This is a genomic window from Paracoccus sp. (in: a-proteobacteria) (assembly GCF_030538755.1).
Lineage (GTDB): Bacteria > Pseudomonadota > Alphaproteobacteria > Rhodobacterales > Rhodobacteraceae > Paracoccus.
Map to the genome: position 1 here is coordinate 16,036 of NZ_JAUNTJ010000014.1, position 11,890 is coordinate 27,925.

Sequence of the window (11,890 nt, forward strand, 5' to 3'; positions counted from 1 at the left end):
GGAACAGGCGGTGGTTCCGGCAGCGCCAATGCGGCGGGCGGTATTTCTGAATCTGTCGCAGGCACCACCTGCGGTATCGTCAGATCTGGCGCAGCAACCGGATTTTCCTCGACTGCAGGATCGGCAGATGCGGCAAACGCCGCAAAACACCACAGGAACACGGCCCCCGGAAACCCGCGCATCTTAATCAAACGTGTAAGTCGCACCAAAGGCCGCCCCCATATCGTTACCGCCGCCATAAGTCATACCCCCCGAAAACCGCCATTTTTCATCACGGCTGACATATCCGGCCCCCAAGGACATGCTGGTTGCCCCCTTATAGTTACCAAGGCCAAAGCCGATCGACAGCTTGGCCGGGCGGTCGTCATGGCGGATCGTCGCCAGGGCCATTGCGCCTGAGATACCGCTGTTGGCTTCGCGGCGGTTACGGGCAATGTCATGGCCCTGCGCGCTGACCTGAGCCGACAACTCATACATCTGCCCGCCTGTCACCGCATCGGTAGAACCGGCGCTGATCCGCCCCCGGCCAAGGTTCGAGATCGTAACCGGGGCCGTATCGCTATCTGACTGGCGCAGCATATAGGTGCCGGGCCGATCTTGTGACCAGCGGCCGGGCAGTTGCGCACGGGTTTCGCCGATGCTGGCGGTGTTGGCCGACACCTGCGCCTTGACGCCCGCCACGTCGCTGGACACCGCATGAAGCTGTGCGCCATTGACCGCATCACCGGACCCCGCCGCAACCCGACCCGCCGCCACATTCGACAAGGCCACCGCCTGACCATCCGTGCGGCCCAGCACATAGCCAGACGAACCATCCTGCGCCCAGTGCCCCGGCAACCGTTCGGCATTGGCGGTGATGGCGGCGGTGTTGGCCGCCGTTTCGTTGCGCAAAATGCCAATATCCTGACGGGCTGTGTGCAACTGCGCACCATTCACGGCATCCGTTGAATTGGCCGCCACATCCCCCGCCGCCACATTCGTCATCACAACCGGAGCCGCAGCCGTTCCGCCATGATCCAGCGCGTATTTCCCATCAGCGGCCCAGCCACCGGCCATATTGGCGCGCAGATCCCCAATATCCGAAATCACGGCAGCCGTACCCGCCTTGAGCGCCGCAAGCTCTTGATTAGTGGCATAGAGTTGCGCGCCGTTCACAGCATCTGTCGAAGTCGCGCTTAACTGTCCGGCGGCAAGGTTGGTCATCGTGACAGCGTTACCACCAGCACCCGAGCGGCCCAGCGCATAAGTTTCGGCCCCGCTCCACCCGCCGGGCAGGTTGATGCGGGTGGCGGTCAGTTCCGTGTTCGTGGCGTAAAGCTGCGATCCGTTCACCGCATCGGTGGAACCCGCAGCAACACGCCCCGCGGCCACATTCTGCACCTGCCGTTCTGCCCCGGCCGCGCCAACCGACACCACATCGCCCGCAGCGGCGGCGACACCAGCATAGCTGTGCGTGACGCCCGCCACCGCGCCGCCTGTCACCGGCACAGCCGCCGCCACGGTCGCGCCGTTACCCAGCGCCACGGCTCCATCCAGCCCGGCCGCAACCGCCACATCATTGCCGATAACAAAGCTGTTGGCCGCCTCGATCATATTGTTGTTCCCGACGGCATAAGACCCATCGCCAGACACCGTGTTCGGATCGCCGATGGCACCCGCATGATTGCCCGTCACCTGATTGCCGGTGCCGATGGCAATCGACTGTTCGCCGGTCGCGCGCGCCCCGCTGCCCATGGCAATCGAATCGGTTCCAGCCAGCGTAGCCTGACCAATGGCAATAGAGCGGCTGACGACCAGCGGTTCCGCACTCGTGCCAGCGCCCGCTTTGTGGCCCAGCGCGATATTGCCAACCCCGGTCACATAGGAACCAGCCGCAGTGCCGCCCGCATAGTTGTAATCGCCGATGACATTGCGGCCAGCCCAGTCGCCACCAATCGCGACATTGCCACTGCCGATCAGGCTCAGCCCGGCGCCGGTGCCCAACGCCACGTTCTGCTGACCTTGAACATCACGTCCGGCGTGCCAGCCAATCGCGTTGTTCTGCATACCTTTGGTGCCCGTGCCAGCGTTGGTGCCGATGGCATTATTGGCGCTGCCATCACCACCACCAGCAAGGCTTTGACACCACCAGCCATGCCCCCAGACGCACGTAATATCTGTCCTGTCAACGCCCAGCGCCCCGATATTCCGCCCCGCGCCGGAACCGATGGCCACGTTTTCGCTGGTGGAAACGCCTTGCCCGGCATTGGCACCGATGGCGATCAGATTGCTGGCTTTGTCAGTGCTGTCCCGGCCTGCCCCAGACCCCATGACAATCGAATAATGCCCCGCCGCGACAGCCCCGATGCCAAGCGCGAAAGAATCATTCCCCTGTGCCTTTGCATTCACGCCAACCGCGATCGAGTTCCGCCTTTCCGTCAGCGCGCCATGCCCCAGCGCGACCGAGCTTGTGCCACTTGCCGACGCGCCCTGCCCGATTGCGGTTGTGTTATCCGCATTGGCCTTGGCTGAATTGCCCACCGCCACAGCAGCATTGCCCGTCGCAGCCACAGTAGCCTGATACCCTAGAGCAATTGCCGCTTTTCCAAACGAAGACGCCTCTTGTCCAATGGCAATCGCGCTCTCGGCCCGTGATGCGGCCTTATAGCCCACTGCAATTCCATAAATAGAAGCGGCTCCGCTATGGGCGCCGAAAGCCAGCGAATGTGTGCCCTTGCTATACGCACCCCAACCGATGGCAACCGAGCTTTGCCCAACCGCACGGGCCAGTTTGCCGATGGCAATATCCGAAGTACGTACTGCCAATGCCTGATCCCCGAGCGCCACCGAAGACGCGCCTGAGGCTATGGCGCCCGCGCCAATTGCCACGGCACTTTCCCCCGTTGCACTGACACCAATACCGCAGACGATCTGATGTCCTTCTGCGGCTTCCATTGCTGCCTTTTGTTCAGCATCCACAGTGCCATCCAGGGCCGGACAAACAACATCCGCCTGAGCCTGCCCGGCGTCAAGCATAACTCGGCAGGCAACAAAAATGGCGCCACTCATCATCAAAAATCGCATCACCGCCATCTGCAATATTACCCGACAAAAGTTACGACCAAACCCCGGTTATCCAAGACAGTCAGATAACCGCAGGTGATTAACAATTGATTGATAACAAGGGGCTATAGCGAAATTTTCTTCGCAGAAACAGCAGATTGCCCGCGGCATTTAGCTCAAATGCGATGCAAAAGGCCGGGGGCAGCCCCCCGGCCCGGCTTTCAGCGCGATGTTTCCGTCAGGCGGCGGCGCACATAAGCCTGCACCTTGTCGATCATCGGCTTCATATGTTCTTCGTCGTCGCGGAAGAAATGGTCCGCACCCTCGATTTCTTCGTGGGTGATGGTGATGCCCTTTTGCTCGCGCAGTTTGCCGACAAGGGCGTGCGTGTCCTTGGGCGGGGCCACGCGATCCGCCGTGCCGTTGATAATCAGCCCCGACGACGGGCACGGCGCCAGAAAGCTGAAATCATACATGTTCGCAGGCGGCGCGACGCTGATAAAGCCGGTGATTTCGGGGCGGCGCATCAGCAGTTGCATCCCGATCCAGGCCCCGAAACTGAAACCCGCCACCCAGCAATGTTTCGAATTGGGGTTCATCGCCTGCAAATAATCCAGCGCCGAGGCCGCGTCCGACAGCTCGCCAATGCCCTGATCGTATTCGCCCTGACTGCGACCCACCCCGCGGAAGTTGAACCGCATCACCGTGAACCCCATGCCGTGAAAGGCATAGTGCAGGTTATACACGACCCGATTGTTCATCGTGCCGCCGTATTGCGGATGCGGGTGAAGGACGATAGCTATGGGGGCATCAGGCTTGCCGGGCTGAGGGTGATAGCGGCCTTCCAACCGGCCTTCGGGACCGGGAAAAATCAGTTCTGGCATCAGAGACCTTTTGCGGATGTGGATTTCTTGACGCCTTCGCGCCCGGACTTTATCTGGTGAGCCTGCGGAACAGGTGCAAGAAACTGCCTTGGCGGCATAGCGCAGCACAGCGTCATGCGTCAAGGAAACCTGCCAAAGGGGGCGCTGCGATGAAACTGTCAACCAAGGGGCGTTACGCCATTATCGCGCTGGTCGATCTGGCCATCGCGCGGGGGGATGATCTGACCTCGCTGGCGGAAATTTCCGAACGGCAGGATATTTCGCTGCCCTATCTGGAACAATTGTTCGTCAAGCTGCGCCGCGCCGGTCTGGTCGATTCGGTGCGCGGGCCGGGCGGCGGCTATCGTCTGGCGCGGACGCCCGAAACCATCCGCGTGGCCGATGTGCTGGGCGCGGTGGATGAAACCGTCAGCGCCATGCATGTGGGCGCGGGGGCCTCGGGCGGGGTGTCGGGGTCGCGGGCGCAAACCCTGTCGAACCGGCTGTGGGAAAGCCTGTCGGCGCATGTCTATGTGTTCCTGCACAACACCACGCTGGCCGATGTCGCCAAGAACCAGCTTCTGCCCTGCCCGGCGCTGCCGCAAATGTTGCAGATCGAGGACGAATAATCCCATCAGGTCAGCACCTTGGACCGGGTTGTTAACCCGCTTTCTGGCGCGTCAAAGCCTGTGACATCGCCGCGTCCAGAATGTCCAGTTCTGCCTGCGGCCCGCAGGAAATGCGGATGCAGCGGTCCAGCGGCGCAACGCCCGGCATTCGGATAAAGACGCCCGCCTCTGCCAGCCCGGCCACCACTCCGCGCGCGAAATCGCCATCGCGCCCGGTATCCACCGCAACGAAATTCGTGGCCGAGGGCAGCGCCGCCATCCCGTGCCGCGCGGCGATCTGGCCGATCCGGTCACGCGCGGCAGCGACCTGCGCGATCACCTGTTGCAGCCAGCCCTGATCCTCTAGCGCGGCCAAGGCCCCCGCCTGCGCGATCCGGCCGACGCCGAAATGATTGCGGATGCGGTCGAACCCCGCCACCAGTTCCGGCGCGCCGATGGCATAGCCGACACGCACCCCGGCCATCCCATAAGCCTTGGAAAACGTCCGCATACGGATCACGCGCGGGTCATCCGCCACGATCTGCGGCACGGCATCGGCGGGGGCAAATTCGACATAAGCCTCGTCCAGAATCAGCAGGCAGTCGGGCGGCAGGTGATCCAGCATCGCGGCCACATCGGCACCGCTGTTCCAACTGCCCATCGGGTTATCGGGGTTGGCCAGATAGACCAGCCGCGCGCCCACCTGCCCGGCGCGGTCGATCAGCGCGGCAATATCCTCGCGGTCATTGCGATAAGGAACCTTGTGCAGCACGCCGCCAAAGCCCGTGACGTGATAGTTAAAGGTCGGATAGGCCCCCTCGGAGGTGACAACCGCATCACCCGGCGCGATCAGCAGCCGCACCAGATTGCCCAGCAACCCGTCGATCCCCTCGCCCACGGTCAGATGCGCTGCGGTCACACCGCAATGCGCCGCCAGCGCGGTTTTCAGATCGAACAGATCCGGGTCGCCGTATTTCCAGCTTTCCCCCGCCGCCGCAGCCATCGCCGCCACCGCGCGCGGGCTGGGACCAAAGCCGTTCTCGTTCGCACCCAGCCGCGCGCGAAAAGGGAGACCCGCGCGGCGTTCCAGCGTTTCGGGGCCGGTAAAGGGCACGGTCGCGGGCAGGCTGGCGGGGATGGGGGCAAAGCGCATCGGTTAACCTCGTCCGATCAGGGGCATATTCGTGGCCATCACCGTCATCGACAGCACATTGCTGCCCGCCGGCAGGCTGGCCATGTGCAGAACGGCGTGCGCGGCCTGATCCACCGGCATCATCGGCTCGGGGTTATCCTGCCCCGCCGCGATCCCGGCCAGCAGCTCGGTCGCGGCGTTGCCGATGTCGATCTGCCCGGCAGCAATGCCAAAGGGCCGCCCGTCCAGCGCAAGCTGCCGCGTCAGCCCGGTCAGCGCATGTTTCGCCACCGTATAGGCCATCGCGCGCGGGCGCGGCGCCTGCGCACTGACCGATCCGTTCAGGATGATGCGCCCGCCCTGCGGGTCTTGCCGCCGCATCTGCGCGAATGCCGCGCGGCAGACATGGAACATCCCGTCAAGGTTCACCGCCATCGCCGCGCGCCATTCCTCATCGGTGATCCCGTCAATGCTGTCGGCGCGCGGAAAGGCCCCGGCATTGGCGAACAGCACATCCACCCTGCCCCAATCCGCCGCAATCGCATCGAATGCCGCCCTAACCGCCGCGCTGTCGGTTACATCGCAGGCGATGGCGCGCACACCATCCGGCGCCACCTCGCGCCGCGACAGCCCCGCCACCTGCCAGCCCTGCGCCACGGCCATCGCCGCCACCGCCGCGCCGATGCCCGACGAAGCGCCCGTCACCACCATCACCGGCATCAGAACGCCTTGAAGGTCATGGTGGTCAGGGTGCGGCTGATGCCGGGAATGTCGAACAGACGTTCGGCCAGAAAGCGGCCCACGTCCTCATCCTCGGGGATATAGATCTTGGCCAGCAGGTCGAAATCGCCCGAGGTCGAATAAAGCTCGCTGACCACCTCGCGGTCATAGATGGCATCGGCGACCTGATAGGTCTTGCCGGGGTCGCAACGGAACTGCACAAAGACGGGGCGCATCGGGGACTCCTTTTTCGCGGGATGTTAGGCTGCGGGGGCGGCGCTGGTCCAGTCCCCGCGCAGCAACCCAACCCAAAAGCGCCGCATCAACAGGACGCCGGCGACGGTCAGGCCCACGCACAGACCCAGCCACAGCCCGCCCGGCCCCATGCCTGCGCGAAAGGCCAGCAGCCAGGCCACCGGCATCCCGACCACCCAGTAACTGAAGGCCGCGATCCACATCGGCACCCGCGTATCCTGCACCCCGCGCAGAAAGCCAAGCGCAATGACCTGCATCGCATCCGTCAACTGAAACAGCGCCGCATACATCAGCAGATAGGCGCCCAGCCCCACGATCAGCGGGGCCTGCGGATCGGTCGGGTCAAGGAACAACCGCACCATCGGCGCGGCAAACAGCAGATAGATGGTGATGGCGACCACCGCAAAGGCCAGCGACAGCGCAATCACCGTCACCGCAGCATCCCGCATCCAGATGCCATCGCCGCGCCCACGCGCCTGCCCGACCCGCACCGTCGCCGCATTCGACAGCCCCAGATGCGCCATGAAGGTGATCGAGGTGATTTGCAGCGCAATGCCATGCGCCGCCAGCTCTTGCGTGCCGATCCAGCCCATCATGATGTTCGAGCCGACAAACAGCCCGCCCTCGGCCACCATGGTCAGACCGATGGGCAGACCGATCACGGCCACCTGCCGTATCGCCGGCCAGTCGGGCCGCCAGAACCGCTGGAACAGATGATATTTCCGCGCATAGGGCAGCCACGCCGCATAGGCCATCAGCACCAGCAGTTGCCCCACCTGCACGATCAGCGTGGCAATCGCCGCACCACGCACACCCAGTTCCGGCGCGCCAAGGTTGCCAAAGATGAACACCCAGTTCAGGGCCAGATTGACCGGCAGACCGATCAGCGTCACCCACATCACAACCTGCGCCCGCTCCATCGCGGCCAGATAGGACGACAACACAACCTGCCACAACAAGATCGCCAGCCCCCAGCCCGCAATCCGCAGATAGGACTGCGCCAGCGATGAAATCTCGGGGGTCTGGCCCAGCAACAGCAAGACCGGCTCGGACCACCACATCAGCGGCATGGCCAACAGACCGAAACCCGCCGACAGCCACAACGCCATGCGCGTGCCACGCCGCACCTCGGTTTCATGCCCGGCCGCAATATCCGAGGCGATCACCCCCATCAGCCCGATGCCAAAACCCATCCCCAGAAACATCAGGATATGAATGACCGAGGTGGCAATCACCAGCGCCGCCAGCGGCGTGACACCATACCAGCCGATCATCACCGTGTCGCCCACACCAATCGCCATGCGCGCCAAATGGCTGGCGATCAGGGGCAACCCCAATGCCAGAGTGGCCGTGATATGAGGGCGATAGCGCGTAAACTCCATACCGCCGCCATAACCGCGCCCCGCCCCCGCGGCAAGCCCGCCGCTTCCTGTTTGCCCAAATACGCACCTTCGGGCGAAACCGCGCCCTAGGAAACCAACCCCTCCAACGGATCATACAGCGCCGCGGCATCACCCCAGACCGCATCGGCCAGCCGATCCGGCTTGTGCCGCAGCCCCGCCAGTTCGGCGCGCGAAGCCCAGCACAGCCGGTTGACCACCCGCTCGGGGTCGGCCAGACGTTCGGCCCCGCCGGTCAGACGGGCGCGGAAGATCAGGTCCACCTGATGAAAACCGCTGGCCGGGTCGTGGAACTCATTCACCAGAACGGGCGGGCCAACGACGATGGTCAGGCCGGTTTCCTCGGCCACCTCGCGGATCAGATTTTCAGGCAGCGAAGCGCCCGGCTCGACCCCGCCGCCGGGCAGGCACCACAGGTCGGATTGCGCGCCGGGAAAGGCGTTCACCAACAACAGCCGGTCATCGCGCAAAATGGCCGCCCGCACGGCCAGCCGGGGGCGGGCCAGCTTCATCCCGAGATCCGGTTGACATGCCCCATCTTGCGACCGGGCCGCGCCTCGCCCTTGCCATAAAGATGCACCTGCACCCTTGGCGAGGCCAACAGCGCGGGCACCCGGTCCAGATCGTCACCGATCAGGTTTTCCATCACCACATCGGCATAGCGCGCCCCGTCGCCCAAGGGCAGGCCAGCGACGGCGCGGATATGCTGTTCAAACTGGTCCACCGCGCAGCCCGCCTGCGTCCAGTGGCCACTGTTGTGCACACGCGGAGCGATCTCGTTCACGATCAGCCCGTCGGGCGTCACGAACAGCTCGACCCCCATCACGCCGATATAATCCAGCGCCGTCACAATGCGCCCGGCCAGCAGAACGGCATCGGTGGTGACGCGCGCGGGCAGGCCGCAGGGCACGGTTGTCGTGCGCAGGATACCTTGGCCATGGACATTCAGCCCCGGATCATAGGCCGCCACCTGCCCATCGGCTCCGCGCGCCACAATCACGCTGATTTCGGCACTGAAATCGACAAAGCCTTCCAGAACCGAGGCCGCGCCGGTCCATTCCGCCGCCCCGGCATCGGTGATGCGCACCTGCCCCTTGCCGTCATAGCCCATGCGGCAGGTTTTCAGGATTGCGGGCACACCGGTTTCGGCCAGCGCGGCAGGCAGGTCAGCCTCGGTCTCGACCGAGGCAAAGGGGGCCACGCGCAGGCCCAGATCGCGCAGAAACGTCTTTTCCGTCAGCCGGTCCTGACTGACGGCCAAAGCCCGGCGGTTGGGGCGGATCGGCACGATGCTTTCGATCAGATCCAGCGCCGAAGTCGGCACGTTTTCAAATTCATAGGTGACGACATCCACCGATTCCGCAAAGCGGCGCAGCGCCGCTTGGTCCTCGTATGGGGCGGTTGTCACGGCATGGGCCACATCGCCCGCAGGCGCGGCACCGGGTTCGTAAATATGGCAACGCAGGCCCAGACGGCTGGCCGCGACCGACAACATCCGCCCAAGCTGGCCGCCGCCCAGAATGCCGATGGTGTGCAGCTCAGTCATCGGACGGCTCGTGCGGGATGGAATCGGACAGCGCCGCGCGCCAGGCATCCAGCCGCTCGGCCAGCGCCGGATCGCTGATGGCCAGAATCCCCGCCGCCATCAGCCCGGCATTGGCCGCCCCCGCCGCCCCGATGGCCATGGTGGCAACCGGATAGCCCTTGGGCATCTGCACGATGGAATAAAGCGAATCGACCCCTGACAGCGCCTTGGTCTGCACCGGCACCCCGATCACCGGCACCCGCGTTTTCGAGGCCATCATGCCGGGCAGATGCGCCGCCCCGCCCGCGCCCGCGATGATGACACGCAAGCCGCGATCCACCGCCGTCTTGCCATAATCCCACAGCCGGTCCGGGGTGCGGTGGGCGCTGACGATCCGCGCCTCGTATCCGATGCCGAGTTCGTCCAGAATCGCCGCCGCCTCGCGCAGTGTCGGCCAGTCGGACTGGCTGCCCATGATGATTCCGACCGGCTTGTCCATGCTGCCCCTCGCCTTTGCTGATCCCTTCGCAATAACGCGGGGTCCGGGCGGACGCAACGCGGGCCGGGGCGCGGCCCTGCCCAAAGATGCGTATTTAGGCAAACAGGAAGCCGGGGCGCTGTGTCATCGGCTGGCCCGGTGCATCAGCAGCGCGGCGTGATGAGGCCGGATCAGCGGGACCGGATGGATTTGTTCGGACCATCTGTCACCGGCAGGGCGAGGGCGATCCATCCAAGGCGCATGTGATTTATCCATATGAAAAAGCCGCAACCTGATGGTTGCGGCTTTCCGGTTCGCGCGTCAATCGTGGATCACAGCGTGTCCAGCGCCTCGACGGCTTTTTCCAGATCTTCTTTGCTGACCTCTTTTTCATCGACCTTGGCGGCTTCAGCAATGTGGTCAACAACCTTGTCTTCAAAGATCGGCGCGCGCAATTGCTGTTGCATCTGCGGGTTTTGCTGCACGAATTCAAAGAACTGGCGTTCCTGACCCGGATATTGGCGGGCCTGACGGATCACGGCCTGCGTCATTTCCTGATCGCTGACGGTCACTTCCGCTTTCTGACCGATTTCGGCCAGCAGCAGGCCCAGACGCACGCGGCGTTCGGCCAGTTTCTTGTGTTCGTCGGTCGGTTCGATATTGCCGTGGTTGTGGTCGTGAACCTCGGGGTTTTCTTCGTGCCACAACTGATGTGCGATCTGCTGCGCTTCGGCATCGACCAGCACTTCGGGCAGGTCGAATTTCACCAGATCATCCAGTTGATCCAGCAAGGCGCGCTTCATCACCGCGCGGCTGGCACCGGCGTATTCTTCTTCCAGACGCTGGCCGATCTGTTCTTTCAGCTTGTCCAGCGATTCCGCGCCGAATTTCTTGGCCAGTTCGTCGTCGATTTCCGCCGGTTTCGGCTCTTTCACGGCCTTGACGGTGCATTCGAACACGGCGTCTTTGCCTTTCAGCGTCGGGTGGCCGTAATCGTCGGGGAATTTGACGTTGACGGTCACATCCTCGCCCGCCTTGGCGCCGACAAGCTGTTCTTCAAAGCCGGGGATAAAGCTGCCCGACCCCAGAACCAGCGGGTAATCCTCGGCGGTGCCGCCTTCGAAGGCTTCGCCATCGACCATACCTTTGAAGTCGATCACGACCTGATCGCCGTCCTTGGCCTTGCTGCCCTTACGGCGGTCGGCAAAATTCTGGGCGTTCTTGGCCAGATTTTCCAGCGCCTCGGTGACCTGAGCTTCGTCGGCCTTGACCTTGAGGCGTTCCAGTTTCACGCCGGACAGGTCAACCTCGGGAATGGCGGGCAGCGCCTCGTATTCGACGTTGACGATAACGTCGTCACCCTCTTTCCAGGTCTCGCCGTTTTTCATCTCGATCTTTGGCTGAACGGCGGGGCGGTCGCCGGTTTTTTCCAGCTGTTCGCGCACGGCGTTATCGACGGCGGATTGCATCGCCTCGCCCATGATGCGCTGGCCGAACTGCTTTTTCAGCAGTGCCATCGGCACCTTGCCCTTGCGAAAGCCCTTCATCTCGACCTCGGGCTGGGCTTCTTTCAGCTTGGCGTCCACCTCGGCGGCCAGATCGGCGGCGGGCAGGGTCATCTCATAGCCGCGCTTGAGACCTTCGTTCAGGGTTTCCTTGACCTGCATGTGCGTTCCTTCATCTCGTTCTTATGGTGCGGGTGGAGGGACTTGAACCCCCACGCCTTGCGGCGCCAGAACCTAAATCTGGTGCGTCTGCCAATTTCGCCACACCCGCAATACCGAACCGGGCAAGCCGAGGCCCGCCGGAAAATCCGCCACGTCATAGCAGGCGCGCGCGCGGGGTGCGAGGGGGATTTTGCAGATTC

At 63.7% G+C, this 11,890-nt stretch carries 11 protein-coding genes, 1 tRNA gene and 1 pseudogene; 1 reads left to right on the forward strand and 12 read right to left on the reverse strand.

All coding sequences use genetic code 11. From position 1 onward, the window contains the following. Positions 1–183: 183 nt before the first annotated feature. The 3 genes and pseudogenes from Q4G14_RS09820 to Q4G14_RS09825 form a co-directional block, all read right to left on the reverse strand. Positions 184–2,550, reverse strand: a complete 2,367-nt coding sequence (locus Q4G14_RS09820; protein ID WP_303361567.1) for a YadA-like family protein — start codon at positions 2,548–2,550, stop codon at positions 184–186. A gap of 12 nt (positions 2,551–2,562) precedes the next feature. Continuing rightward, positions 2,563–3,072 (reverse strand): annotated as a pseudogene (locus tag Q4G14_RS15065) (hypothetical protein); the annotation flags it as partial. Positions 3,073–3,263: 191 nt separating this feature from the next. Then, complete coding sequence (locus Q4G14_RS09825) at positions 3,264–3,926, reverse strand: alpha/beta hydrolase (RefSeq protein ID WP_303361568.1); 663 nt, start codon at positions 3,924–3,926, stop codon at positions 3,264–3,266. A 149-nt stretch (positions 3,927–4,075) separates the two neighbouring features. Between Q4G14_RS09825 and Q4G14_RS09830 the strand changes: the two genes are divergently transcribed. Then, complete coding sequence (locus tag Q4G14_RS09830; RefSeq protein ID WP_303361569.1) at positions 4,076–4,534, forward strand: Rrf2 family transcriptional regulator; 459 nt, start codon at positions 4,076–4,078, stop codon at positions 4,532–4,534. Positions 4,535–4,565: 31 nt separating this feature from the next. Here Q4G14_RS09830 and Q4G14_RS09835 read toward each other — a convergent pair whose 3' ends face one another. The 9 genes from Q4G14_RS09835 to Q4G14_RS09875 form a co-directional block, all read right to left on the reverse strand. Beyond that, positions 4,566–5,666, reverse strand: a complete 1,101-nt coding sequence (locus tag Q4G14_RS09835; RefSeq protein WP_303361570.1) for a pyridoxal phosphate-dependent aminotransferase — start codon at positions 5,664–5,666, stop codon at positions 4,566–4,568. Between the two features lie 3 nt (positions 5,667–5,669). Continuing rightward, positions 5,670–6,365 carry an SDR family oxidoreductase gene (locus tag Q4G14_RS09840; protein WP_303361571.1) on the reverse strand — a complete coding sequence of 232 codons (696 nt, stop codon included), beginning with the start codon at positions 6,363–6,365 and terminating at the stop codon, positions 5,670–5,672. Beyond that, the gene (locus tag Q4G14_RS09845; RefSeq protein ID WP_303361572.1) at positions 6,365–6,601 is read right to left on the reverse strand and encodes an Lrp/AsnC ligand binding domain-containing protein; all 237 of its coding nucleotides are present in this window, start codon (positions 6,599–6,601) and stop codon (positions 6,365–6,367) included. Before Q4G14_RS09845 ends, Q4G14_RS09840 begins: the two co-directional genes overlap by 1 nt. Positions 6,602–6,625: 24 nt before the next feature. Beyond that, positions 6,626–8,002 (reverse strand): MATE family efflux transporter, encoded by a 1,377-nt coding sequence (locus tag Q4G14_RS09850; protein WP_303361573.1) that lies wholly within the window; start codon positions 8,000–8,002, stop codon positions 6,626–6,628. An 86-nt stretch (positions 8,003–8,088) separates the two neighbouring features. Next, a complete protein-coding gene (locus Q4G14_RS09855; protein ID WP_303361574.1) occupies positions 8,089–8,532 on the reverse strand; it encodes an NUDIX domain-containing protein in 444 nt (147 codons plus the stop codon). Then, complete coding sequence (locus tag Q4G14_RS09860) at positions 8,529–9,566, reverse strand: 5-(carboxyamino)imidazole ribonucleotide synthase (RefSeq protein ID WP_303361575.1); 1,038 nt, start codon at positions 9,564–9,566, stop codon at positions 8,529–8,531. The genes Q4G14_RS09855 and Q4G14_RS09860 overlap by 4 nt, the downstream gene beginning before the upstream one ends. Next, complete coding sequence (gene purE, locus Q4G14_RS09865) at positions 9,559–10,044, reverse strand: 5-(carboxyamino)imidazole ribonucleotide mutase (protein ID WP_303361576.1); 486 nt, start codon at positions 10,042–10,044, stop codon at positions 9,559–9,561. Before purE ends, Q4G14_RS09860 begins: the two co-directional genes overlap by 8 nt. A gap of 311 nt (positions 10,045–10,355) precedes the next feature. After that, complete coding sequence (gene tig / locus Q4G14_RS09870) at positions 10,356–11,690, reverse strand: trigger factor (protein WP_303361577.1); 1,335 nt, start codon at positions 11,688–11,690, stop codon at positions 10,356–10,358. A gap of 24 nt (positions 11,691–11,714) precedes the next feature. Next, positions 11,715–11,799 (reverse strand) — tRNA-Leu (locus tag Q4G14_RS09875). Positions 11,800–11,890 lie beyond the last annotated feature (91 nt).